The sequence below is a fragment of the Pseudomonas sp. TE3895 genome, from assembly GCF_056278855.1.
Genome location: NZ_JBWBQE010000001.1, coordinates 3,409,385 through 3,431,890, shown reverse-complemented (window position 1 = coordinate 3,431,890; position 22,506 = coordinate 3,409,385). Strand labels below are relative to the sequence as shown.

Annotated in this window: 26 protein-coding genes and 1 pseudogene; 15 read left to right on the top strand and 12 right to left on the bottom strand. The window is 62.7% G+C overall.

The genetic code is table 11. The features are described from left to right. Positions 1-76: 76 nt before the first annotated feature. The 5 genes from ACZ889_RS15460 to ACZ889_RS15440 are packed head-to-tail and all read right to left on the bottom strand — an operon-like array spanning position 77 to position 5,192. Positions 77-1,141 carry a branched-chain amino acid ABC transporter permease gene (locus ACZ889_RS15460; RefSeq protein ID WP_003253989.1) on the bottom strand — a complete coding sequence of 355 codons (1,065 nt, stop codon included), beginning with the start codon at positions 1,139-1,141 and terminating at the stop codon, positions 77-79. Positions 1,142-1,145: 4 nt separating this feature from the next. After that, positions 1,146-2,027 (bottom strand): branched-chain amino acid ABC transporter permease, encoded by an 882-nt coding sequence (locus tag ACZ889_RS15455; protein ID WP_003253990.1) that lies wholly within the window; start codon positions 2,025-2,027, stop codon positions 1,146-1,148. Continuing rightward, positions 2,024-2,794, bottom strand: coding sequence for an ABC transporter ATP-binding protein (locus tag ACZ889_RS15450; protein WP_180688241.1), 771 nt, complete (start codon positions 2,792-2,794; stop codon positions 2,024-2,026). Before ACZ889_RS15450 ends, ACZ889_RS15455 begins: the two co-directional genes overlap by 4 nt. Further along, on the bottom strand, positions 2,791-3,762 hold the full coding sequence (locus tag ACZ889_RS15445) for an AMP-binding protein (RefSeq protein ID WP_047602964.1): 972 nt from the start codon (positions 3,760-3,762) through the stop codon (positions 2,791-2,793). The genes ACZ889_RS15450 and ACZ889_RS15445 overlap by 4 nt, the downstream gene beginning before the upstream one ends. Positions 3,763-3,782: 20 nt before the next feature. Next, positions 3,783-5,192, bottom strand: coding sequence for an LLM class flavin-dependent oxidoreductase (locus ACZ889_RS15440; RefSeq protein ID WP_180688242.1), 1,410 nt, complete (start codon positions 5,190-5,192; stop codon positions 3,783-3,785). A 246-nt stretch (positions 5,193-5,438) separates the two neighbouring features. On the opposite strand from ACZ889_RS15440, the gene ACZ889_RS15435 reads away from it, so the two are divergent. The 5 genes from ACZ889_RS15435 to ACZ889_RS15415 all read left to right on the top strand — a co-directional run bounded on the left by ACZ889_RS15435 (position 5,439) and on the right by ACZ889_RS15415 (position 10,326). Beyond that, the gene (locus ACZ889_RS15435) at positions 5,439-6,428 is read left to right on the top strand and encodes a universal stress protein (RefSeq protein ID WP_476257531.1); all 990 of its coding nucleotides are present in this window, start codon (positions 5,439-5,441) and stop codon (positions 6,426-6,428) included. A 95-nt stretch (positions 6,429-6,523) separates the two neighbouring features. After that, positions 6,524-7,483, top strand: coding sequence for a ribose-phosphate diphosphokinase (locus tag ACZ889_RS15430; protein WP_180688244.1), 960 nt, complete (start codon positions 6,524-6,526; stop codon positions 7,481-7,483). A gap of 188 nt (positions 7,484-7,671) precedes the next feature. Then, the gene (locus ACZ889_RS15425; protein ID WP_234410154.1) at positions 7,672-8,265 is read left to right on the top strand and encodes a GNAT family N-acetyltransferase; all 594 of its coding nucleotides are present in this window, start codon (positions 7,672-7,674) and stop codon (positions 8,263-8,265) included. Next, positions 8,262-8,621, top strand: a complete 360-nt coding sequence (locus ACZ889_RS15420) for a cupin domain-containing protein (protein ID WP_476257530.1) — start codon at positions 8,262-8,264, stop codon at positions 8,619-8,621. Before ACZ889_RS15425 ends, ACZ889_RS15420 begins: the two co-directional genes overlap by 4 nt. A gap of 67 nt (positions 8,622-8,688) precedes the next feature. Further along, on the top strand, positions 8,689-10,326 hold the full coding sequence (locus ACZ889_RS15415; RefSeq protein ID WP_180688245.1) for a mechanosensitive ion channel family protein: 1,638 nt from the start codon (positions 8,689-8,691) through the stop codon (positions 10,324-10,326). 166 nt (positions 10,327-10,492) lie between these two features. Here the strand turns inward: ACZ889_RS15415 and ACZ889_RS15410 are convergent, their stop codons facing one another. Continuing rightward, on the bottom strand, positions 10,493-11,380 hold the full coding sequence (locus tag ACZ889_RS15410) for a MerR family transcriptional regulator (protein ID WP_476257529.1): 888 nt from the start codon (positions 11,378-11,380) through the stop codon (positions 10,493-10,495). 153 nt (positions 11,381-11,533) lie between these two features. On the opposite strand from ACZ889_RS15410, the gene ACZ889_RS15405 reads away from it, so the two are divergent. From ACZ889_RS15405 to ACZ889_RS15375, 7 genes are all read left to right on the top strand, one after another. Next, the gene (locus tag ACZ889_RS15405) at positions 11,534-11,980 is read left to right on the top strand and encodes a PAS domain S-box protein (RefSeq protein WP_012052718.1); all 447 of its coding nucleotides are present in this window, start codon (positions 11,534-11,536) and stop codon (positions 11,978-11,980) included. A 103-nt stretch (positions 11,981-12,083) separates the two neighbouring features. Then, complete coding sequence (locus ACZ889_RS15400) at positions 12,084-12,506, top strand: nuclear transport factor 2 family protein (protein WP_003254001.1); 423 nt, start codon at positions 12,084-12,086, stop codon at positions 12,504-12,506. Then, positions 12,503-13,255, top strand: coding sequence for an SDR family NAD(P)-dependent oxidoreductase (locus ACZ889_RS15395; RefSeq protein ID WP_476257528.1), 753 nt, complete (start codon positions 12,503-12,505; stop codon positions 13,253-13,255). The genes ACZ889_RS15400 and ACZ889_RS15395 overlap by 4 nt, the downstream gene beginning before the upstream one ends. Positions 13,256-13,261: 6 nt before the next feature. Beyond that, positions 13,262-14,509 carry an NAD(P)/FAD-dependent oxidoreductase gene (locus tag ACZ889_RS15390; protein ID WP_476257527.1) on the top strand — a complete coding sequence of 416 codons (1,248 nt, stop codon included), beginning with the start codon at positions 13,262-13,264 and terminating at the stop codon, positions 14,507-14,509. Further along, a complete protein-coding gene (locus tag ACZ889_RS15385; RefSeq protein WP_003254004.1) occupies positions 14,506-15,315 on the top strand; it encodes a DUF1365 domain-containing protein in 810 nt (269 codons plus the stop codon). The genes ACZ889_RS15390 and ACZ889_RS15385 overlap by 4 nt, the downstream gene beginning before the upstream one ends. Continuing rightward, on the top strand, positions 15,290-16,552 hold the full coding sequence (locus tag ACZ889_RS15380; RefSeq protein ID WP_180688249.1) for an SAM-dependent methyltransferase: 1,263 nt from the start codon (positions 15,290-15,292) through the stop codon (positions 16,550-16,552). Before ACZ889_RS15385 ends, ACZ889_RS15380 begins: the two co-directional genes overlap by 26 nt. Continuing rightward, positions 16,552-17,040, top strand: coding sequence for a DUF2878 domain-containing protein (locus ACZ889_RS15375; protein WP_180688250.1), 489 nt, complete (start codon positions 16,552-16,554; stop codon positions 17,038-17,040). Before ACZ889_RS15380 ends, ACZ889_RS15375 begins: the two co-directional genes overlap by 1 nt. Here the strand turns inward: ACZ889_RS15375 and ACZ889_RS15370 are convergent. Genes ACZ889_RS15370 through ACZ889_RS15350 form a run of 5 tightly spaced genes read right to left on the bottom strand, consistent with a single transcriptional unit; the run spans position 16,978 to position 20,069 of the window. Next, complete coding sequence (locus ACZ889_RS15370; RefSeq protein WP_080574912.1) at positions 16,978-17,160, bottom strand: DUF2256 domain-containing protein; 183 nt, start codon at positions 17,158-17,160, stop codon at positions 16,978-16,980. The two genes, ACZ889_RS15375 and ACZ889_RS15370, sit on opposite strands and share 63 nt — an antisense overlap. Further along, a complete protein-coding gene (locus ACZ889_RS15365) occupies positions 17,157-18,683 on the bottom strand; it encodes a cryptochrome/photolyase family protein (protein WP_180688252.1) in 1,527 nt (508 codons plus the stop codon). Before ACZ889_RS15365 ends, ACZ889_RS15370 begins: the two co-directional genes overlap by 4 nt. A gap of 8 nt (positions 18,684-18,691) precedes the next feature. After that, complete coding sequence (locus tag ACZ889_RS15360) at positions 18,692-18,997, bottom strand: DUF6482 family protein (protein ID WP_003254009.1); 306 nt, start codon at positions 18,995-18,997, stop codon at positions 18,692-18,694. After that, the gene (locus ACZ889_RS15355) at positions 18,994-19,530 is read right to left on the bottom strand and encodes a DUF3833 domain-containing protein (protein WP_003254010.1); all 537 of its coding nucleotides are present in this window, start codon (positions 19,528-19,530) and stop codon (positions 18,994-18,996) included. The genes ACZ889_RS15360 and ACZ889_RS15355 overlap by 4 nt, the downstream gene beginning before the upstream one ends. A 2-nt stretch (positions 19,531-19,532) precedes the next feature. Beyond that, a complete protein-coding gene (locus ACZ889_RS15350) occupies positions 19,533-20,069 on the bottom strand; it encodes a chalcone isomerase family protein (RefSeq protein ID WP_003254011.1) in 537 nt (178 codons plus the stop codon). Between the two features lie 158 nt (positions 20,070-20,227). On the opposite strand from ACZ889_RS15350, the gene ACZ889_RS15345 reads away from it, so the two are divergent. From ACZ889_RS15345 to ACZ889_RS15335, 3 genes and pseudogenes are all read left to right on the top strand, one after another. After that, positions 20,228-20,719 carry a DUF1543 domain-containing protein gene (locus ACZ889_RS15345; protein WP_060545010.1) on the top strand — a complete coding sequence of 164 codons (492 nt, stop codon included), beginning with the start codon at positions 20,228-20,230 and terminating at the stop codon, positions 20,717-20,719. Positions 20,720-20,797: 78 nt separating this feature from the next. Beyond that, entirely contained in the window at positions 20,798-21,568 is a 771-nt protein-coding gene (locus tag ACZ889_RS15340) for an SDR family NAD(P)-dependent oxidoreductase (protein ID WP_180688253.1), read from the top strand. 62 nt (positions 21,569-21,630) lie between these two features. Then, a pseudogene (locus tag ACZ889_RS15335) lies at positions 21,631-21,810 on the top strand (protease); the annotation flags it as partial. A 56-nt stretch (positions 21,811-21,866) separates the two neighbouring features. On the opposite strand, the gene ACZ889_RS15330 reads toward ACZ889_RS15335, so the two are convergent. Beyond that, positions 21,867-22,391, bottom strand: coding sequence for a hypothetical protein (locus ACZ889_RS15330; RefSeq protein ID WP_180688254.1), 525 nt, complete (start codon positions 22,389-22,391; stop codon positions 21,867-21,869). Between the last annotated feature and the right edge of the window lie 115 nt (positions 22,392-22,506).

Sequence of the window (22,506 nt, the reverse complement as noted above, 5' to 3'; positions counted from 1 at the left end):
TGTGAACTTCTTGTGCTGGGGTGAAAACCTCCTTTCCCGCGGTCGGGTCAAGGTTCATGGAAAGAGGCGGTCGTGCTCAGAATCGCAGCGGCCAGACCCTGATGCGTTCGCGCAGGTCGCCGAGCAGGCGTACCAGGCCTTCCGGCTCCTTGATCAGGAACCAGATGATCAGGCTGCCAAAGAGGATCTTCTGCAGGTTCTGCAATTGCCCGGCATCGACGTTGCCGCCGAACAGCCACTGCCCGGCATGGCTGAGCAGAATCGGTGTGAGGCTGATGAAAGCCGCGCCGATGAAATTGCCGGCGATGCTGCCCATGCCACCGATGATGATGATGAAGAGGATCTGGAACGAGCGGTTGATATCAAAGCTGCCGGCACTGGACGTGCCCAGGTAGGCGAAGGCCCAGAGCGCCCCGGCGATGCCCAGGTAGAAAGAGCTGACGGCAAAGGCCAGGCGTTTGTAGCGCTCCACCGGAATGCCGATCACCGAGGCGGCGGTGTCCATGTCGCGGATCGCCATCCAGTTGCGCCCGACCTGGCTGCGCACCAGGTTGACCGCGACCCAGGTCAGCAGCACCACGCAGCTCAGGGTCAGCAGGTAGCGACCTACCGGCGAGGCCAGGCTGTGGCCGAACAACTCCAGGCGTGGTGCGCTGATGGTGCCGGACGAGGCATGGTTGTAGAACCAGGGAAACTTGGCGAACACCCATTCGAGGAAGAACTGCGCAGCCAGCGTGGTGACCATCAGGTAGAAACCCTTGATCCGCGAACTGGGTATGCCGAACAGCAAGCCGACCAGGCCGGCAATCAGCCCGCCGCCGATCAGCGCCAGCGGCAAAGGGAGCCCAGGCACACGCAGCAGCAGGCCGTAGGTGGCGAAGGCGCCCACCGCCATAAAGCCGGCGGCACCGACCGAGGTCTGCCCGGTGTAGCCGGTCAGCAAGTTCAGCCCCAGCCCGGCCAGCGACAGCACCAGGAAGGGAATCAGGATCGCGTTGAGCCAGTAGTCGTTGCCCAGCCAGGGCAAGCCGACGAAGGCCACCAGCAGCAACAACGGCAGGCCCACTGGCCAGCGACGGCGCACCAGGGTCAGCGGCGCCTCGTCGAAGCCGGCGCCCAAGCGTGAAACGGTAGCGGTCATTGCGTCATACCCGTTCGGTGGCCCGGTCGCCGAACAGGCCGGCCGGACGGATGTAGAGGAAGATCAGGGCGAGGAAATAAGCGAACCAGGGCGTGATGCCGCCGCCGATCAGCGGGCCTATATAGGCTTCGGCGAGGTTCTCGGCGGCACCGACGATCAGCCCGCCGACGATGGCTCCGCCAATCGAGGTGAAGCCGCCGATGATCAGCACCGGCAGCGCCTTGAGCACGACCAGCGAGAGCGAGAACTGCACGCCCTGGCGCGCCCCCCAGAGCAGCCCGGCCACCAGCCCGACCATTCCGGCCACGGCCCAGACGATCTGCCAGATGCGGTTGAGGTTGATGCCCAGCGACAGCGCCGCGCGGGTATCGTCGGCCACAGCACGCAAGGCCACACCGATGCGGGTCTTGTTGAACAGCAGCGCCAGCACCGCCACCAACAAGGCGGAAACGCCGGAGGCGACCAGGTCGAACTGGCTGATCATCAGTTCGCCGACGAACAGCGGGACGTCCTCGATGCCCAGATCCAGCGCGCGCACCTGGGCGCCCATCAAGCCCTGGGCCAGGCCCTCGATGATGAACGACAGGCCAAGGGTGGCCATGAACAGGGTGATCTGCGAACGATTCACCAGGGGCCGCAGCACCAGGCGCTCGATCAGCAGCGCGCCGACGATCATCACCAGTACGGTCAGGGCCAACGCCAGGGCGAACGGCAGGCCCTGCTCGTGCAGGCTAACGAAGGTCAGCGCAGCAAACAGCAGCATCGCGCCCTGGGCGAAGTTGAACACGCCGCTGGCCTTGTAGATCAGCACGAAGCCGATGGCCACCAGCGAATACAGGGTGCCGGCGAGCAAGCCGCCGATCAAGGTTTCCAGGAAGAAGTTCATCCGTGCGGCGCTCCCAGGTAGGCGGCGATCACATCGGGATTGGCCTGCACTTCGGCCGGTGTGCCATCGCCGACCTTGCGCCCGTAGTCCAGCACCACCACGTGGCTGGACAGCCCCATGACCACCTGAATGTCGTGTTCGATGAGAATCACCGTGGTGCCGAGATCACGGTTGGTATCGGCGATGAAGCGGCTCATGTCCTGTTTCTCTTCGGCGTTCATCCCCGCCATCGGCTCGTCGAGCAGCAGCAGGGTCGGCTGCGCGATCAGCGCACGCCCCAGCTCCACGCGTTTCTGCAGGCCATAGGCCAGGCTGCCCACGGCAACGTCGCGCCAGGGCTGCAGCTCGAGGAACTCCAGCACCTGCTCGGCGCGCTCGGCGAAAGCCCGGGCCTCGCGCCGGGCACGTGGCAGGCCCAGTGCCTGTTCGAGAAAGAAACTGCGCTGGAAACGCGACAGACCGGTAAGCAGGTTGTCCAGCACACTCATCTTCTTGAACAGCGCATTGTTCTGGAAGGTACGGCCGATCCCCAGCCGCGCCGCCTGCAGCGGGTGCGGCCGGCGCAACGGCTCGGTGGCGAAGAACAGCTGGCCGGCATCGGCCCGGTAGACGCCATTGAGGATGTTCAGCAGCGAGCTCTTGCCGGCGCCATTCGGCCCGATCAGGGCGCAGATCTCGCCGCGCCTGACGCTGAAGGACAAGTCGGAAATCGCCTTCACGCCCTTGAACGACAGCGACACGTTGCGCACCTCCAGCAAAGCACTCATGCCGCGCGCTCCAGATATTCGTGCAGCCATGACAAGCGTGCCGGGCCTTGTAGCGCCACGCTGGCAGACGCACTTGGCACCTCGATCCGGCGCAAGCGATGGAAGCCGAGCAGACGCCGCACCCGCTGCTTCAGCCAGCGACGCAAGCCCTGGTGTGGATTCTCCAGCGTCCAGTCACACAGACGCCGTCGCCAACTGTCTGGTGGCGCCAGGCGGGCATCGATTTCGCCCGCCAGCGCCTCGACCCCCGCAGCGGACAACAACAACCCGGTCGGGGCGATTTCGCGACGGTCGCGACCAGCAGACTCGCTCGTTTCCGGGAAGGCTAGACTTTCGCCATGGTGCAACCAACGGCTCAGCAAATGCCCCAGTCCCTCACGCCATTCGGTGCCCTCATCGACCCACAGCACGTCATCTTCGGCGACCTGCGTCCAACCCTGACGCTGCGCCACCGGCGCCTCGCCGACAAACAACGTCGACAGCGGCTGCACCTGCCACAAGCCGTTGCTCACGACATTGGCCTGGGCGGAAAACAAACGCAGTGGCCACAGCTCGGCAAGGCCGCTGCCCAACCAGTGCGACACGTCTTCACGGCGTTGGACGAAGGCGAACGTCGGACGCGCCTGGCGCAGTTGCCGTTGCAGCTCATCGCCACGGCTGTCGCGGCCAATCACCAGACTCTGGCCGCCAAGCGGGTGGGCAGCCAACGCCAGAATCAGCAGGCTCGGCTCGAAGGCGCCACTCAATGCCAGGCGCTGCCCGGGGCCGAACCCCTGCTGGCGCAAGCCGTTGGCAACCCGCTCGACCTCGTGCTGCACATCGATCCAGCGCCAGGCCTTCCACACACCAAGACGGCGATGACGCAGGGCGATTTGTGTCGGCCGTTCTCTGGCCCAACGCTGCAGCGCCGTCAGGGCGCTGTCGGCCACTACGTCGGGCAACGGCAGATAGCGTTCATGAATGCTCATGCAATGACTCCTCTGCCGATTCAGGCCGGCTCGGCCAGGTTGACATCGACGTTTTCGCGCTGCTGGCTGAGGTCGCGATAGCCAGCGCCAGGATGGTTGGCGGGCAGTCGCGGGCCATCGCCGAAAAGCTTCTCGCGCAGGGTTCCGGAACGATATTCGGTCTTGTACACACCGCGTTTCTGCAACTCGGGCACCAACAGCTCGACCACATCGCGAAAGGTTTCGTGGGCCAGGACGTAAGCCAGGTTGAAGCCGTCCACGTCGGTTTCCTCGACCCAGGCCTGCAGCTCATCGGCGACGGTCTGCGCACTGCCGACGATCAGCGGGCCGAAGCCGCCAATACCAACCCAATCGGCCAGTTCCTGCACCGTCCATTGCTTATTGGGGTCGGCGGTGGAAAAGGTTTCCACTGCCGACTGAATGGCATTGGTATGGATATGCTTGAGCACCTGGTCGGGCCGGTACTGGCCGAAGTCGATCCCCGTCCATCCCGAGATCAGCGCCAGCGCACCTTCGTAGCTGGTATATGACGTGAGCTCCTGCCACTTGGCCTGAGCCTTGGCGTCGGTCTCGTCGACGATCACCGTCTGCAGGTTGAAGATCAGCACCTTGCGTGGATCACGCCCGGCCTCGGCAGCGCGACGGCGGATGTCGGCCACGGTTTTCTTCAGGATCACCTTGGACGGTGCGGCGACGAACACGCACTCGGCGTGTCCGGCTGCGAAGTCCTTGCCACGGCTCGACGCCCCCGCCTGATAGAGCACCGGCGTGCGCTGCGGCGAAGGCTCGCAGAGGTGGATGCCGGGCACCTGGAAGTGCTTGCCCTGGTGGCGGATCTCATGAACCTTGCTCGGATCGCTGAAAATGCCGCGCTCGCGATCACGCAGCACAGCGCCCTCTTCCCAGCTCCCCTCGAACAGCTTGTAGAGCACTTCAAGATATTCGTCGGCGTAGTCGTAGCGCGCATCGTGGTCGCTCAGCGCCTTCTGCCCGAGGTTGCGCGCGCCGCTGTCGAGGTACGAGGTAACGATGTTCCAGCCGATGCGCCCCTTGGTCAGGTGATCCAGGGTCGACAGGCGCCGGGCGAAAGGATACGGGTGCTCGAACGTCAGCGAGGCGGTGAGGCCAAAACCGAGGTGTTCGGTAACCAGCGCCATCGGGGTGATCAGCGCCAGCGGATCATTGACCGGAACCTGGGTCGCCTGGCGAATGGCCGCATCGCCAGTGCCACCCAGCACGTCGTAGATGCCGATCACGTCGGCGATGAAGATGCCGTCAAACTTACCGCGCTCAAGCAACTTGGCCAGATCCGTCCAGTACTCCAGATCCTTGTATTGCCAGGCGCGATCCTTGGGGTGCCTCCAGAGTCCGGGCGACTGATGGCCGACACAGTTCATCTCGAAGGCGTTCAAACGAATTTCACGTGGCATGGGAGCTCCTGATCGATAGGCTCGGCACCCTGTTTCGGCGCCTCTCAATGCTCTATCAACACAATCCATGCCAATAAATATTTTCTTTATTTACAATGACATAGAGATTACTCGAAGCAGCTTTAATGCCTGCAGGACGACATCACTGCTGATCAGCTGTACAACAGCGAACAGTGTTGATGCACAGCGAGAAACATGCCGAGCTCTGCGACCCGGTCATGAGTACACCGCCGCATTCAGCCAATCTTGATAAATATCAAGGTCATCGAGCCCCACTGCGTCACGCTTGGCCTGAACCGGTGGGCCTTCATCGAGGCTGCCACCGCGGTGGAGGCCATCATGAATACTTACTCAAGACTGCTGCTGATCTGCCATCCAGACCTGCACCCTTCGCCTGCCCTGACGCGTGCTCAAGCGCTGAGCAGTGCGGCAGGTGCTACCTTGCACCTGGTGGCGCTTAGTCAATTGCCCTCGCGCCTGGCAACCCTGGACCAGGTGCTACGCAAAAACGCCCGCAAGCAGGACGCCGAGCATCGAAAGGCTTGGCTCGCTGACCAGGTGAAGGCGCTGGGCGAGCTGGGCATTACCGCCTACGCCGAGACGCTGGACGATCAAGACCCGCTCAAGGACTTGATCCGGCTGGCCCAACTGCACCGGGTCGGGATGGTGATCAAGGACATCCAGCACGAAACCGCCTTGAGCCGTGCCCTGCTCACGCCATTGGACTGGCAATTGCTACGCCGCTGCCCGATCCCGCTGCACCTGGTAGCCCAGGCTGAAACGAAGCTGCCAGCGCGCATACTGGTCGCCGTTGATCTGGTCGAGCACGACCCGGTGATCGACAAGCTCAACGACCACATCCTGCAATCGGCACAGGCACTGGCACAACGCTGCAAGGCGCAGCTGCATTTGCTGCAGGCCTACGAACCCAGCGCCAGCTTCGTCGCCTATGCCGCCGCACCCGTGGCCTGGACCGACAAACTGGTCGAGGAAATGTCCGGTCGTGCGCGCGAGCGCATGGCGACGTTCGGCGGCCGTTATGGCATCAAGCCAGATCACCTGCACCTGGTGCGGGGTGCTGCCCGTAACGTGGTCAGCGAATACGCGAACCAGCAAGGCTTCGATGTGGTGGTGATGGGCACGCTCTACCACGAGGGGGTGAGCAAGGTCGTCGGCAGTACTACCGAGCACACCCTGTACAAGATTCACTCCAGTATTCTGGCGATTCACGGTTGAACGATCGCCCGCTGGCTATGCTCGACTAGATACTCATCAAACCGCACAGTGCCATGCAGCTCATGTTGCTGTGAACGACCTCTGGAGCGCAGGGCATGAATGACACACCGCCGTTGCTGTTCGCCTTGCAAGGCAGCCAGGCCTATGGGAATGCCGTGGCGCAACGCCTGGGCAGGAAACTGTCTGCACATGAAGAGCGCGACTACGAGGACGGAGAGCACAAGTGCTGGCCTGGCGAATCGGTGGACGGTCGATCGGTTATCGTCTTTCACTCGCTGTATGGTGACGCGCACCACAGCGCGCATGACAAGCTATGCCGGTTGTTGTTCTTCTGTGGCGCGCTCAAGGACGCTGCTGCCCGCCAGGTGACGGCCGTCACGCCTTACCTCTGTTATGGTCGCAAGGACCGCAAGGTGGAGTTTCAGGACGCTATCATCACTCGCCATGTGGCTCGGCTGATGGAAAGCTGCGGCGTGGACCGCATTGTGGCGCTGGACGTGCACAACCCCAGCGCCTTCGACAACGCCTACCGAATCCCGAGCTGGAACCTGCAATGCACCCCACTGTTCGCCCAACGCCTGGCCCCGCTCCTCGGTGAGCAGGCGGTCACGGTGGTGTCGCCGGATATCGGTGGCGTCAAACGTGCGGAGCAGTTTCGCCAGGCCCTGGCGCACCTGCTGGCGCGCCCGGTCTCGGTGGCCATGATGGAAAAACACCGCCAGCAGGCAGGCCTGAGCGGCGAACACCTGGTCGGTAACGTGGCAGGCAGCACCGTCATCGTGTTCGATGACCTGATCAGCACGGGGCAGACGCTGCTACGCGCTGCCCAGGCCTGCCGGCAGGCCGGAGCCAGCCGCCTACTGGCTGCGGCCACCCACGGCCTGTTCACCACCGGTGGCGAGCTGTTCGACAGCGGCGCGTTCGAACGGGTACTGGTGGCCGACAGCATCGCCCCCTTTCGCCTGCCCGTGCGATGCCTGGCGCAACTGGATATCGTCGATACCAGCGCCTTGGTCGCCGAGTTGCTTGCCAACCGCCCGGGCACTGGCGCATGACCCCGGCGCAGGTGGCGACGGCGGAGCGTCCCTGCTCCTGAAATCGGTCGGGCCATGAGGCGTGTCGCAGGCCATGCTGATGGTGTTCGCGCAGAGCATCATGGGAACCGCTATAACCGTCTACCCTGCCTCCCTGCCAAAGGCGTAGCCCTTGAAAACTGACCCCCGGCACCATGGGAGCACTGTGCATGCCTATCGACTTCAGACCCGCTCGAGTCTCGGACGCGCATGATATTGCGCGCTTCTTTCAACTGACATCGGAGGGCATGGCCGATTACATATGGAGCAAGCTCGCCGCACCTGGAGAAGCCTTGCTGAGTGTCGGTGCGTCTCGCTATGCCAGAGAACAGGGCGACTTTTCATACAAGAACTGCCTGATGGCCACTTTTGAAGGGCGCGTCATCGGCATGATGCATAGCTATGCCTTGCGCGCAACGCCTGACAGGCCAGTCGAGACCGACCCCGTCCTCGCGCCTTATTCCGACATGGAAATACCCGATACCTTGTACATATCCAGCCTGGCGCTGGATGAGGACTGGCGGAGCCAGGGGCTGGGCGCCCAGTTTCTTCGCCACGCCCAGCAGCGCGCTGACGACGCGGGCCTTGATGGGTTGTGCCTGATCGATTACGCAGAAAACCACGGTGCACGCCGCTTCTACGAACGTCATGGTTTTCAAATTGTTAAAACCTGCCAGATCGTTCCGCACCCGATGCTGGGCGTCACCGGTGAAGCCTATTTAATGTATCGCCCTACTCACAACGTGCTCGAGAAACAGCCATGAACCAGAAACTGACCGTGTTCCGCGAACTGGATATCCAACCGCTGCGCGACCTGCCCTTCTTTGAAGAAGTATTGGAAGGCACCCCTCACACGCTGACGTCCAAGTACTATCACGATGAACAGCGAGGTCGCATTTCCGGAGAATGGGAAGCCAGCACCGGGGCGTGGCGCATTGACTATAAAGTCTGGGAGTTCTGCCATGTCCTGAGTGGGTGCTGCGTCATCGAGCTTGAGGGTTGCGCCCCGGTCACACTGGCCGCTGGCGACACGTTCATTATCGAACCGGGCGCCAAGGGCAAATGGACCGTAGTGGAAGACATGAAGAAGAATTTCGTGATCCTCGTGCCCGCGAACTAAGCCACTGAATGCTGGCTGAAGCCGACTATGCTGGTAGCAATCCACACGCCGGCACAGGGGCTGTTAAATGGGCAACAAGCGCAGGTTCGGACGGGCTGCTGGGCTGATGCTACTGATCCACTTGCTGTTCTCGCCCCTGCTCCATGCGGACACCCCTCAGTCCGGGCCAGAGATAGAGGGTGTGATTGCCGAACCCGCACCGTTGACCGTCATCAACCGCACGGTGCTGGTCTTTCGTGCGACGCTGCTGGGCGAAACACCCACGGTGCGTGCCCAGCGCGCCAAGAAGGTCATCGAGGATACGCTTCAGGAAACAAACGATCTGGAGGTTCGCGTCGACCCTATCCTGCACAGCTACCTGGTGCTGCTGGGCGGGCGCCGGGCATTCATCGTGACGCCACTGGATGCTGCGGCCGATACCATTACAACAGGCGAAGCCGCCGAGCAGGCCGCCGAGAACCTGCGCCTTGTCGTCGAGGAAACCCGCCAGGCGCGAAGCCTGCGGTTCTTGCTCACCGCGGTAGGCTACAGCGCTGCTGCAACCTTGGTCTTTTTCATGCTGGTAAAGGCCGCAGGCTACTGTCGACGCAAGCTCCTGGGACTGCTGCCTAGACTGATGGGCAAACACTCCGAGCGCCTCAAGGTCGGCCACACGCAACTGTTCGACCTGCAGAACCTGTACTACCTGATCGACCGCTCTCTCTGGCTGCTGTACTGGTTGCTCGTGTTGTTGTTCTGCTACCAGTGGCTGGGCTTCGTGCTGTCTCAGTTCCCCTACACAAGGTCTTGGGGGGAAAGCCTCAATATCCACCTGATGGCGCTGCTCAACTACCTGATCAGCGGTATTTTGCGTGCCATGCCCGGCCTGGCCGTTGCACTGTCGATCTTCTTCATCGCCCGGGGCATCAGCGCTTTCTCCAAACGTGTGCTAAGGCGCATGGCACGCCCAGGCACATTGAAATGGCTGACCGCCGAAACCTTGCAACCGACCATGCGCCTGACGTCGCTGGCGATCTGGCTCTTCGCCCTGGTGATGGCCTACCCCTATCTACCCGGCTCGGGTACCGATGCCTTCAAGGGGTTGTCAGTGTTGCTCGGTCTGATGGTTTCACTGGGGGCGACCAGTGTCATCGGCCAAGGCGCCGCCGGACTGATTCTCACCTACACGCGCACGCTGCGCGTCGGTGAATTTGTACGTGTGGGTGATTACGAGGGCACGGTGACCGAGGTGGGCATGTTCACCACGACCATTCGCACCGGGCTTGGCGAAGTGCTGACACTTCCCAACTCGATGATTACCGGCTCGGTGACCAAGAACTACTCACGAATCGTGCAAGGGCCAGGCTATGTGGTCGACACCGTGGTGACCATTGGCTACGACACCCCGTGGCGTCAGGTCGAGGCGATGTTGCTGGAAGCGGCTCGGCGCACCGAAGGCGTGCTGCAAACGCCCACGCCCCAGGTATTCCAGACGGCGCTGTCGGACTTCTACCCCGAGTACCGATTAGTGGCCCAGGCCATCCCGTCAGAGCCCAGGCCACGCGCGCAACTACTGAGCCTGTTGCACGCCAATATCCAGGACGTGTTCAACGAGTATGGGGTGCAAATCATGTCGCCTCACTACCTGGGCGACCCCGAGCAACCCAAATGGGTGCCCAAAGAGCAGTGGCACGCGGCCCCGTCCAAGCCTGAAAACACCGCGTGAGCAATGAGGCCTCAGGTGCCGGTCAGCGCAATGATCACCGGCCCACAGACCGCCAGCAGGACATTGGAGACGGTGAGGCCGATATGGGTCCAAAGCATGCCGAGCAGCGCCCCCATCCCTAACCCACTATGCACCCGACCACTTTGAGCACGGCGCAGAACCCAGCTCAAACGTCCAGCGCCCCCCTGAGCAAGGCGTCAAGCACGCGCGCGACGTCAGCACCCTGCTCGTCCAGCAGGCATACCGGCAGCCCGTGCAAGGCCGCTTGCACACCGGCCAGCCCCTCGCCCGTCAAGGCCAGCGGACAAGCAATGTCCATCTGCAGCGAGCGCAGGCGCTTGGCCAAGGCAGGGCTCACCGGTGGCTGCACCGCGATCACCAGTGCCGCAGGCTGCACCGCTGCACACAGCAGCGGGAGCTCTTCCAGTGGCTGCCCGCAGCCGAGCACGTCGATGCGTTGTCGCTCGCTGCTCAACAGCAGCCCGGCGCACAATACCTGGCACTCGGCTTGCCCCTCGGTACCCGCCAGCAGCACCCGTGGCGCATCGGCCTGGTTCATCTGCAAGCGCAGCAACAGCCGGGCGCGCAAGAACGTATCGAGAAACAACCATTGGCTACGCTGGCCTGGTGCAGTGCCTGAAGCCAGCTCATGCCAAACCGGCATCAGCACGTCCCGCAGCACCGTGGCCTTTGGCAAGAGTGTGAACAGCTGCCCATGGATAGCTTCCAGCGCCTGCGCATCGAATGCCCTGGAGGCGCGTGCAACGGCGGCGCGCCAATCGTCAAAGGCCGAGGGCTGCTGCACAGGCGCCTCAGGCTGGCCGGCGAGCCTGTCGCTAACCTTGCTGATGGGCAGGCCGTTGGCGGTCCAGCGCAAGATGTCGCGTATGCGCTGCACATCCTGGGCCGTGTACAAGCGATGGCCGCCCTCGGTGCGCTGCGGGCGTATCAACCCATGACGCCGCTCCCAGGCACGCAAGGTCACCGGATTGATGCCGGTCAGGCTGACCACATCGCGCATGGGTAGCAATTCGGGTGGGGTGGCGTCGGTCATAACGAGGTGTCATTCAAGGGGTGATACATTCTAAACCCAGATGCACCTTCTGCGGCGAGCCTCCTTGGTTCATCATGCAACAAACGGCGCCAAAAGCTTCTGCACGGAAGCCTTCGGCGCACATCGCATACGAAGTGTCTGTAGGTGAGCCCCATGATCAACGCAAAACTCCTGCAACTGATGGTCGAACATTCCAACGATGGCATCGTTGTCGCCGAGCAGGAAGGCAATGAGAGCATCCTTATCTACGTCAACCCGGCCTTCGAGCGCCTGACCGGCTATTGCGCCGACGATATCCTCTATCAGGACTGCCGTTTTCTTCAGGGCGAGGATCACGACCAGCCGGGCATCGCAATTATCCGCGAGGCGATCCGCGAAGGCCGCCCTTGCTGCCAGGTGCTGCGCAACTACCGCAAGGACGGCAGCCTGTTCTGGAACGAGTTGTCCATCACACCCGTGCACAACGAGGCGGACCAGCTAACCTACTACATCGGCATCCAGCGCGATGTCACAGCGCAGATATTCGCCGAGGAAAGGGTTCGCGAGCTGGAGGCTGAAGTGGCAGAACTGCGCCGGCAGCAGGGCCAGGCCAAGCGCTGACAAAAAACCTATACAAGGACGTTGACTTGTATAGATAAAAGCTTAGGCTTCAGTTATACCTGTACAACAATTCAATGTTGTACAGGATTGCCTGGAGCCCAGTATGTCAGCGTACCTACAGCAGTTCGCCGAGCGCTTCGCCCGCCTTGATGGGGCGAGCCTCGACACGCTGGATAAACTGTACAGCGACGATGTCACCTTCCGTGATCCCCTGCACCAGATACAGGGGCTGCAGGCCCTGCGCGCCTACTTCGAGCAGTTGTACGCCAACGCCACCGATATCCGCTACGCCTTCACCAGCGCCGACGAGGTAAAGCCCGGGCAAGGTTACCTGCGTTGGACACTGCAGTTTTGCCACCCGCGCCTGGCGGGGGGCCAGCCGATCACGTTGCAAGGGTGCAGCTGCCTGCATTGGCGCGACCGTGTGCATTTTCACCAGGACTATTTCGACGCCGGTGCCCTGCTTTATGAGCACCTTCCCGTCATGGGCACTGCGATCCGCTGGCTCAAAGGCAGGCTGGCATGAGCCGCTGTTGGCTGACCGGCGCCAGCAGCGGTATCGGTGCCGCGCTCGCGCAAGTCCTCCTGGAACAAGGTCACCAGGTCGCCTTGGGCGGGCGCCACGCCGACCGCCTTGCCCCGCTGGCCGAACGGTTTCCTGGGCAGGTATTGCTGGCCATTGGCGATCTTGACAACCCGGAGCAGGTCGCCGGCATCGCTGCGCATATCGAGCAGGCCTGGGGGGGCCTGGACATGGCCATTTTCAATGCCGGCACCTGCGAATACCTGGAGCCGGGGCATTTCGACCCGGCGTTGGTCGAGCGCGTCATGCGCACCAACCTGCTGGGCGTCAGCTACTGCCTGGCGGCGGCACTGCCCTTGCTTCGCGCAGGCAAACGCCCCCACCTGGTGGTGATGGGCAGTTCGGTGACCTGGCTGGCCTTGCCCCGCGCTGGCGCCTATGGCGCGTCCAAGGCCGCAGTGCGCTATCTGGTGGAGTCACAGCGAATCGACCTGGCTCGCGAAGGCATCGCGGTCACCCTGGTGAGCCCAGGCTTCGTGGACACGCCACTGACCCGTCGCAACGATTTCCCCATGCCACAGCTGTGGTCTGCGCAGCGTGCCGCCCGGCATATCGCCAGGCGCCTGCCCGGCCGCCCCTTGGAAATCAACTTCCCCGGTCTTTTCACCTTGGTGTTGCGCCTGCTCGGGGCGCTGCCCGCGCGCCTGCGCCTGGCGCTGGGCCAACGCCTCGCCCGTCATGAACAGGAATGATGATCCATGCGTATAGCAATCATCGGCAGTGGCATCGCGGGGCTGACCTGCGCCCATTTGCTGTCACGCAAGCACGAAGTCACGGTTTTCGAGGCCGAGCAATGGGTCGGGGGCCACACGCACACCCTTGATGTGGTCTGGAAAGGCCAGCGCCATGCAATAGATACCGGTTTCATCGTCTTCAACGACTGGACGTACCCGAACTTCATCCGCTTGCTCGACCAGCTTCAGGTGCCATCGCAGCCGACCGAGATGAGCTTTTCCGTGCATGACCCGATCACGGGCCTGGAATATAACGGCCACGACCTGAACACCCTGTTCGCCCAACGCAGCAACCTGGTGTCCCCAGGGTTCTGGGGGATGATCCGGGACATTCTGCGTTTCAACCGTCAGGCACTGGCCGACCTGGACAACCGGCGTATCGATGCCAGCACCACGCTGGGCGACTACCTTCAAGCGAACCGCTATGGGCAACGCTTCATCGATCATTACATCGTGCCGATGGGGTCGGCGATCTGGTCGATGTCTCGCGCAGACATGCTCCACTTCCCGCTTGAGTTCTTTGTGCGCTTCTGCCGCAACCACGGTTTGCTGTCGGTCAACCAACGTCCACAGTGGCGGGTGATCAAAGGCGGCTCGCGCAGCTATGTCGCACCGCTGTGCCGGCCGTTCGCTGAGCGCATCCGCCTCAACTGCAAGGTTTACCGGGTCAGCCGCGACGAAGGTGGCGTGACCCTCGTGAACGCGGCCGGCACCGAGCGCTTCGACAATGTGGTGTTCGCTTGCCACAGCGATCAGGCCCTGGCACTGCTGGAAAGCCCCAGCAACCAGGAGCGCGCCGTACTCAGCGCCATCGATTACGCCAGCAACGACGTGGTGCTGCATACCGATACCCGTCTGCTGCCACGCCGCCAGCGCGCCTGGGCCAGTTGGAACTACCGCCTGGGCGGCCCTGAGCGGGCTCCCGCCGCGCTGACCTACAACATGAACATTCTGCAGGGTATCCAGGCACCGACAACCTTCTGCGTGAGCCTCAACCAGACCGCACTGATAGACCCGGCGCAGGTCATCGCCCGTTTCCAGTACGCCCATCCCCAGTACAGCGTTGCAGCGTCGGCTGCCCAAGCATGCCAAGGGCAACTGCAGGGTCAGCAGCACAGTTACTTTTGTGGCGCCTACTGGGGCAATGGCTTTCATGAAGACGGGGTGGTCAGCGCACTGAAGGTGGCCGCGCACTTCGGAGAGCACCTGTGAACAGCAGCCTCTGCCTGGGCTGGATCAGCCACCGACGGCTGACGCCGCGGGTCCACGCGTTCCGCTACCGGATCGGCATGTTCTACCTGGACCTGGACGAACAATCCTGGCTGATGGGCCTGTCACGCTGGCTGGGACGCTGGCGCCTGGCGCCGTTGTGCTGGCGCGAGACCGACTACCTGCCCGCCCTGACCCGCCAAGGCGAATCGCTGGCCCAGGCTGCACGCTTGCTGGTCGGGCAGGCGACGGGGCACCTGCCCGAAGGCCGGGTACAGCTGCTCACGCAACTGCGGTGCTGGGGGCTGTCGTTCAACCCGGTGAGCTTCTATTTCTGCCATGACCGCGACGGGTGCCTGACCGCGATCCTGATGGAAGTGCGCAACACGCCCTGGCGTGAACGCTTTCATTACGTGCTCCCGGTGCAAGGCAACCTTGCCAGGCCCTTCAGCGTGGCCAAGGCCTTCCATGTGTCGCCATTCATGCCGCTGGACATGGACTATCGCCTGCGCTTCTTCCTGGACACGGACCATGTACGCATTCAGATGCAGAACTGGCAAGACGGCGCAAAGGTGTTCGAGGCCGACCTCGCCCTGCGCCGCACGCCACTGGATGGAGCAACGCTGCGGCGGTATGTCCTGAACTTCCCATGGATGAGCCTGCGCACTGTCTCGGCCATCTACTGGCAAGCGCTTCGCCTGTTACTCAAACGCACCCCCGTGCACGACCACACCACCTGCCAGGGTGACCTGGCACTCGGCCAACCTTGCGAGGACCTTGATGATGTCAAATCCCACCCTGAGCGTTAGCAAGTTCGCAGGCCTTGCGCCACTGCTCGGCGGGCTGGCACGAAGCGCCGTGCTCGCCCAGTTGGGCAAGCTGCGTCACGGCCACCTGCGCCTGCTCAGCCACGGGCAGCAGTGGAGTTTCGGTGATGCCGACAGCCCTTTGCAGGCCGAGGTGGAGATCCTCGATGACGCCACCTGGAGCCTGATCGCCGGCAATGGCTCGATCGGTGCTGGCGAAGCCTACATTCACGGCTATTGGCGCAGCCCCGACCTGGCGCTGGTGACCCGCCTGTTCGTCGCCAACCTCGAAGTGCTCGACGCGCTCGAGGGCGGCCTGGCCCGCTTGGGCCGCCCTGCCCTGCGCCTGCTGCACCGGCTCAACCGCAACGACAAGCGTGGTGCCCGGCGCAACATTCTGGCCCACTACGACCTGGGCAATGCCCTGTTCGAGCAGCTGCTGGACCCCACCATGATGTATTCGGCTGCGCAATTCGAACACCCTGGGCAAACACTGGAGCAGGCCCAGTTGCACAAGCTGGAGCGCATCTGCCAGAAGCTCGAACTGAGCCCTGACGATCACCTGCTGGAAATTGGCAGCGGCTGGGGCAGCCTCGCTATCCACGCAGCCACCCGTTACGGCTGCAGGGTCACCACCACGACGCTCTCCGAGGCGCAGTACAGCCATACCCTGGAGCGCGTCAAGGCCCTGGGGCTGGGGCAGCGCGTGCAAGTGCTCCGCGAAGACTACCGCGACCTTCAAGGTACGTTCGACAAACTGGTTTCGATCGAGATGATCGAAGCGGTCGGTCATCGCTACCTGCCGGTGTATTTCCGCCAGTGTGCTTCGCTGCTCAAGCCTGAAGGCCTGATGCTATTGCAGGCGATCACCATCCGCGACCAGCGCTATGCCCAGGCGCAGCGCTCGGTCGACTTTATCCAGCGCTACATCTTCCCCGGTGGCGCCCTGCCTTCGCTGAGCGTGTTGCTCGACACCGCCAGCCGGCACACTGGCCTGAACCTTGTGCACATGGAAGATTTTGGCCTGGACTACGCCCACACCCTGCGACACTGGCGCGAAAACCTGCGTCAGGCACGCACTGCGCTGACGGACCTTGGCTACGACGACATGTTCCAGCGCCTGTGGGAGTTTTACCTCTGCTATTGCCAGGGCGGTTTCGAGGAGCGCGCGATCGGTGTTGCGCACCTGCTCTGGGCAGCACCCCAGGCACGCCGCGCGCCCTTGCCTGGCGGTGCCTGATGCACAGCCGCTGGCTGATCGGCAATGCCCTCTGGCTGCAAGCCGGCTGGTGGGTCTGCGTGCTGGGCGCCGAGCGGCCTTTGCTGTTGCTGCTGGTGATTCCGGGCGTGGCAGTGCACCTGCGCCTGTGCCCGGACATCAATGCCGAGCTCAAGGCGCTGTTGCGTGTCACCTTTGTCGGCTGCGTGCTCGACAGCGTGCTGGGAACGCTGGGGGTGTTCGGTTTCGACGCCTGGCCCCTGCCGCTGTGGCTAGCGCTGCTGTGGTTGGTGCTGGCCAGCGGGATGCGTCACAGCCTGGCATGGGCCGGCAGGCACTGGCGAATCGGCGCACTGCTGGGGGCGATTGGCGGCCCTTTGGCCTACGTAGGCGGCGCCAGGCTGGCAGGTGTCGCCTTGCCATTGGGCGCGCTGGAAACCGGCCTGCTACTGATGCCGATATGGGCTTTGGCCCTGCCCCTGCTGGCGCGCATCGCGGCGCGGCGCTGACCGCCGACATCGCTCGGAACAGTAGCGCACCTGCTCCCAACAGCGTGCCCAGCGCTTGCGCCAGGTGAACGGCCGGCCACACACCACGCAAACCTTGCTGGGCAGAAGGCTCTTTTTCATAACGCCTGCCCCGCATCGAGCCGTGACAGCAATGACTGGCCACGTTGCCACACGGCATCGCGACGGCCAGCGGGCATGCCATCGAGGCTGCGATAGACCAGGGCCAGGCGCGGGTTAGCCGAGAGCTGGGGGCGATGACGAATGAGAAAATGCCAATACAAGGCATTGAACGGGCAGGCATCCTCTTCGGTCACCTGGTCGACCCTGTAACTGCAAGCCTTGCAATGATCGGACATGCGCTGGATATAACGACCACTGGCGCAGTACGGCTTGGACCCCAGGTAGCCGCCGTCGGCGTGCATCACCATGCCAAGCGTGTTGGGCAGTTCGACCCACTCGAAGGCATCCATGTAGACCGCCAGGTACCACTCACAAATTGCGGTTGGCACGATACCGGCCAGCAAGGCGAAGTTGCCGGTAACCATCAACCGCTGAATATGGTGAGCGTATCCCAACCGCAAGGTCTGCCCGATGGCTTGCGCCATGCAGCGCATGCGGGTGCGCCCGGTCCAGTAGAATTCTGGCAGCGCCCGGTGATTGTTCAGGTGATTGAGCCCGGCATACGCCGGCATGCGCTGCCAATAGATGCCACGCACATACTCACGCCAGCCGATCAGCTGGCGAATGAAGCCTTCGGCTGCATTGAGCGGCACCCGCCCCTCGCGCCAGGCTTTGTCGACGTCGTCGCACAGACGACGTACATCCAGAAGGCCGATGTTGAGCGCCGCACTGATGCGCGCATGAAACAGGTACGGCTCGCCTTCGGCCATCGCGTCCTGGTAGTCACCGAAAGCCGCCAGGCCGAAATCCAGAAAATGCTGCCACAGCTGTTGTGCCTCGGCATGGGTCACGGGGTAGTCGAAACCGTCGACGCCCCCGTAGTGGTCGCTGAAGCGCTGACGCACCAAGGCCACCACCGCTGCCGTGATGTCGTCCTGCGCGAAATGCGCAGCGAACGGGCCACGCAGCTGCCGTGGCAATGGCTTGCGATTGTCGCCATCGAAATTCCAGGCCCCACCTGCCGGGCTGCCGTCAGGCTCCATGAGCAGGCCGGTTCGCTTGCGCATGCCACGGTAGAAGTGCTCCATACGCAGTTGGCGACGTTCTGTGGCCCAGCGCCCGAAGGCTTCACGGGAGCACAGAAAACGCGTGTCGCGAAACCACACAAGCGGCAGTGCGGCATCACGCAAGGCCTGCTCCAGGCGCCACTCACCACACTCGGTCAAGTGAATGTGGGTGGCGCCCAAGGCTTGTTGCCATCGACGCAACTCACCCACGATGCTGCCGCTGTTACCCTCGGCATCCAGCTCGACATAGTGCACCTGCCAACCACGTTCACGCAGGGCCTGGGCAAAATGCCGCATGGCGCTGAAGATGAGAACGATCTTCAGCGGATGATGTGGTACGTATCGGGCCTCCCCCTCCACTTCCGCCATCAGGACCGCATCGCGAGCAGGGTCAAGGGACGCCAGACTTGCCAGGTCGAACGACAGTTGGTCACCCAGCACCAGGCCCAGGCGCATCGTCCGGGCTACCACTGGCTGGTGAGCGTTACCGGTACGCGCAGCGGCGCGATGGGGCCGTCACGTTGCCCGCACATCTCATCGTGCACCACCTGCTGCACCAGCATGCAGGGCACCGGCGGCAGGTCGGCCAGCAACTGCCGCAGTTCCGTCGTGGAGCGCACGCGCACGGGCTGCCCCTGAGCATCGCTCAATGTCACAGGGCCGGCGTCGGTCAGGGCGCGCAGGAGGTAGAAGCCACCCTCCAGCGATAGCAGTTCAAGTTCCTTGGCTTCGCCGGTCGAAACCAGCTGGGTCAGCGCGATCAGGTTCATGGTGTGCCCTCTGGCAGGCGGCGGAAGAACAAGGTGATCTGGCCAATCTCAACGCCCAGCTTGCTCATGCTCGAGCGGTTGATCAGGGTGTCGTCATCCATGAGGTACATCCAGTCGTCCAGGTCTACCTGCCAGTGCCGCCCATCGACCGGCAGGTCCAGTTGGTAACGCCATCGCAGCGCGTTGCCCGCCACTTCGCCACGCGCCTCGCCGATCACGTCCCCCGCGGTTCCCCGCCAGCGCCCGGGGCCGTCCGGCACCAGCGTCCAGGTACGCTGCTGGCGTGTGCCATCGCTATAAAGAAAATGTTCGTCGAGGATCAGCCGCTCACCCTCGCGGCGGCTGTCGATGCGCACGTGGAAGCGCTTGACCACCTCCCCGGAACGCTTCTGGAACATCCCCCACGCCTGAACCGGGCGCGAGAAGAACGCCGCCAGGTCCAGCTTCGGCTGCTCCTGGGCATAGTGCTCGATACCGACATTGCCACAACTGCCCAGAAGCAGGCAGGCAGCCAGCAACAGCGCTTTGTACATGTTCAGGCTCCTCGGTCATCGCCAGCCAGCCCAAGCAGCCGCTGACGCAATTGGGGATCTCTGGCCCGCGGGTCAAGCCAGATGGCGAAGAAGGCCCGGGCGAACACCGGATCGTCGATCGCGTGGCTCAGTTTGCCGTCGACGTAAAAGCGGCAACCCTGCCCCGGCAGGTACAAGCCCGTGATGCGCATGCCAGGGCTCACGTCCACGAATGCCTGCTCAATCGCCCTGGTCCATGCCGCGCGTTGCTGTGCTGTCATGCTGCCACCACCCAGGCGTTGCATTTCCTCGAGGCTGGCCTTGACCAGCGTGTCCCTGGACAATGAACGGTGATAGAGCAGCTCAAGGGCAAACGGCTGGTTCCAGTCCTGAACCGGGCCAACTGCCCATAACCGGGCGGTATACAGCCGCAGGCCAAACCAGGTGAAATCACCGGCGCCCAGCCGTTGCGCCGCAGGCAGCTCCGCGCGCCAGTCTGCCGCCGACGACATGGCGGCTAGCAGCAGGCACAGACAGGTCCAACGTGCAGGGTGCGCCATTCTGACCTCGAGCACTTTGTTAAATACTATACAATAGTAGACTCTTGTACAGATATTTGACGAGCCATGTATAGTTTTTAATGCCCAGCATGCACATTCTGCAAGCCTCGCGCCCCGTTATCGAACACCCATGAAAGTCGAGATAGAAGGAATTGCCCATGCTGTACGTCGTCATGCTCGGTGGACGCCACCCACGGGCCAACATCGAGGTCCACGATGTATTGTTCGCGCAGGCGGACTCACTTGAACAGGCCTACCCCCATCTGCGCCAAGCCTGGTTCGGAAGCCGAACGGGCCTGCACATCGACGCATGGATGGAAGTCGACGGTATTGACCGCTACCGCGTCGCGTTCAGTCAGGTAGCGCCTGGCCCACACGATCCCAGGTTGTTCTTCATCAACCTTGGCGGCTACGAGCCCGGGGTGTTTGGCGAGGCACACCGCTACCTGCTGGTGGTGGCCAGGGACAAGGCCGAGGCCAGGCAACTGGGCAAGCAGCGCCTGCAGGCAGACTGGCTCAAGCCGCATACCGACGCGGTACTGGACGTCGACGATTGCCTGCCGATCGACTGGGTGAACGACCGTTACGTGCACTTGATCGAAGGGCCCCATGCCGGCTTACGGCAGTACAGCGACTATATCCTGCTGTGAGCTCACCCCTGCCATTTGCAAGAACGTTGGCAGGCATCACAGGACGAGGCGCCAGCGCCCAGCCAAGAGGACACTCCGATGAGCCTGATAAACGACCTTCACACACCCGCCAACGTGCTGGTCTGCGGGGCCAGTGAAGGGATTGGCCTGGCATTGTGCACGCAGTTGCTGGTGCGCGATGACATCGGGCTGGTGTTCGCCGTTTCGCGACGAGCCACCACCAGCCCTGCGCTGGATACCTTGTTCACAGAGCACGGGCGACGGTTGGTTCGCCTCGACTGCGACGCCCGGTCCGAGCAGGCACTGAACACTCTGGCAGCACAGGTGGGCGCCTGCTGCGACCAGCTGAACTTGGTCTTCAGCACGCTTGGCGTGCTGCAAGAAGGCCCGGCGAGGGCTGAAAAAGCACTGACCCAGCTAGACATGGCGGGGTTGCTGAGCACTTTCACAACCAACTGTTTCGCCCCTGTTCTGCTGCTCAAGCATTTGCTGCCGCTGCTGCGTCGGCAACCGATGGCCTTCGTCGCCTTGTCGGCGCGGGTTGGGTCGATCGGCGACAATCACCTGGGTGGCTGGTACAGCTACCGTGCCAGCAAAGCCGCGCTCAACCAGCTTCTGCGCACTGCAAGCATCGAGCTGAAGCGACTGAACCCCGCGTCAACGGTACTTGCATTGCATCCCGGCACCACCGACACCCAGCTTTCCCGCCCCTTTCAGGGCAATGTGCCGCCGGGCAAACTGTTCTCGCCCGCGTTTGCCGCCACCTGCATCCTGGCACTTGTGAGCCGTCACGGCCCGGCGCAGAGCGGAACGTTCTGGGCGTGGGATGGCACGCCGATTCCCTGGTGACGCGGGCGGAGAGCTCCAGGCCAAGTCGATGAACCAGCCCTGAGCGAGAACCGGTCAACCCTTTATCTGACAACGGCAGAAGGAAGGGTGAACGAATGGTTTCGTTTGATCTGCAACGGATGCTGATAGGCGACTTTCCTTTTACCTTTCTTCTGGAAGTCGATGGCAACCTCATCACCAGCCGCCAGCCGGACGATATCCCCGCCTTCAATGAGCAGTTGATCAAGGCACTGGCAGGCTGAGCCTGCTTCTGTTCAACGCGTGCTGGTCGCCCTTGGTGCCGACCGGCACGCGCTGATCACGCCAGCTGAATGAAAACCGAATAACTGCCCAGCAACACCCAGAAGCACAGGAAAATCCAGGGTGTGCGCAAGGAAAACAGCAGCGATTTGCGGTGCCCCGCCTGAGAGATTTCGGCCTCGCAGAACAGCGGCGACTCGTCATAGGCCAGGCCCATCATCGGCTCGCTGCGCAGCAAGTGGCTCTGCTTCATCTGCCAGTGCTCGATAATCCGGAAGGCCGCGCGGATGCCAGGCCAGGCATTCAGTGTACTGAGCACGCCGAGCAATGCGAGAAAAGCCGGGACCATCAAGGTGAACATCTCGCCCCAGCTTTGGTTCAGGTTACCCATCGATGACACGTAGGCGATCACCAGGAACGACTGGGCCGCAAGATAAGCGTCGGTACGGTTGGCCAGGATGGTGGTCTCATACTGAATTTCGCGTCGATAGAAATCCAGCCGCTCCTTGGGCGTACCGAACATCCTCTCGTTCGTCTGATCGATCTCATGTTCCGGCGTGGAAGGCGTGATGATTCGAGGCACTGCAGACTCCTTGATAACGTGGGCCTCACCCATGCCAGCAAGCCCCGTCAGCGGTAGAGCCATGAGGTGGGTAAAAATTCACTGGGAATGGATGCATCAACCGCTCGTCGCTCAG

Coding starts and splice junctions, on each gene's coding strand:
- ACZ889_RS15460 (WP_003253989.1), bottom strand. CDS start 1,141: ATGACCGCTACCGTTTCACGCTTGGGCGCCGGCTTCGACGAGGCGCCG.
- ACZ889_RS15455 (WP_003253990.1), bottom strand. CDS start 2,027: ATGAACTTCTTCCTGGAAACCTTGATCGGCGGCTTGCTCGCCGGCACC.
- ACZ889_RS15450 (WP_180688241.1), bottom strand. CDS start 2,794: ATGAGTGCTTTGCTGGAGGTGCGCAACGTGTCGCTGTCGTTCAAGGGC.
- ACZ889_RS15445 (WP_047602964.1), bottom strand. CDS start 3,762: ATGAGCATTCATGAACGCTATCTGCCGTTGCCCGACGTAGTGGCCGAC.
- ACZ889_RS15440 (WP_180688242.1), bottom strand. CDS start 5,192: ATGCCACGTGAAATTCGTTTGAACGCCTTCGAGATGAACTGTGTCGGC.
- ACZ889_RS15430 (WP_180688244.1), top strand. CDS start 6,524: ATGAATGACACACCGCCGTTGCTGTTCGCCTTGCAAGGCAGCCAGGCC.
- ACZ889_RS15425 (WP_234410154.1), top strand. CDS start 7,672: ATGCCTATCGACTTCAGACCCGCTCGAGTCTCGGACGCGCATGATATT.
- ACZ889_RS15420 (WP_476257530.1), top strand. CDS start 8,262: ATGAACCAGAAACTGACCGTGTTCCGCGAACTGGATATCCAACCGCTG.
- ACZ889_RS15415 (WP_180688245.1), top strand. CDS start 8,689: ATGGGCAACAAGCGCAGGTTCGGACGGGCTGCTGGGCTGATGCTACTG.
- ACZ889_RS15410 (WP_476257529.1), bottom strand. CDS start 11,380: ATGACCGACGCCACCCCACCCGAATTGCTACCCATGCGCGATGTGGTC.
- ACZ889_RS15405 (WP_012052718.1), top strand. CDS start 11,534: ATGATCAACGCAAAACTCCTGCAACTGATGGTCGAACATTCCAACGAT.
- ACZ889_RS15400 (WP_003254001.1), top strand. CDS start 12,084: ATGTCAGCGTACCTACAGCAGTTCGCCGAGCGCTTCGCCCGCCTTGAT.
- ACZ889_RS15395 (WP_476257528.1), top strand. CDS start 12,503: ATGAGCCGCTGTTGGCTGACCGGCGCCAGCAGCGGTATCGGTGCCGCG.
- ACZ889_RS15390 (WP_476257527.1), top strand. CDS start 13,262: ATGCGTATAGCAATCATCGGCAGTGGCATCGCGGGGCTGACCTGCGCC.
- ACZ889_RS15380 (WP_180688249.1), top strand. CDS start 15,290: ATGTCAAATCCCACCCTGAGCGTTAGCAAGTTCGCAGGCCTTGCGCCA.
- ACZ889_RS15375 (WP_180688250.1), top strand. CDS start 16,552: ATGCACAGCCGCTGGCTGATCGGCAATGCCCTCTGGCTGCAAGCCGGC.
- ACZ889_RS15370 (WP_080574912.1), bottom strand. CDS start 17,160: ATGAAAAAGAGCCTTCTGCCCAGCAAGGTTTGCGTGGTGTGTGGCCGG.
- ACZ889_RS15365 (WP_180688252.1), bottom strand. CDS start 18,683: ATGCGCCTGGGCCTGGTGCTGGGTGACCAACTGTCGTTCGACCTGGCA.
- ACZ889_RS15360 (WP_003254009.1), bottom strand. CDS start 18,997: ATGAACCTGATCGCGCTGACCCAGCTGGTTTCGACCGGCGAAGCCAAG.
- ACZ889_RS15355 (WP_003254010.1), bottom strand. CDS start 19,530: ATGTACAAAGCGCTGTTGCTGGCTGCCTGCCTGCTTCTGGGCAGTTGT.
- ACZ889_RS15350 (WP_003254011.1), bottom strand. CDS start 20,069: ATGGCGCACCCTGCACGTTGGACCTGTCTGTGCCTGCTGCTAGCCGCC.
- ACZ889_RS15345 (WP_060545010.1), top strand. CDS start 20,228: ATGCTGTACGTCGTCATGCTCGGTGGACGCCACCCACGGGCCAACATC.
- ACZ889_RS15340 (WP_180688253.1), top strand. CDS start 20,798: ATGAGCCTGATAAACGACCTTCACACACCCGCCAACGTGCTGGTCTGC.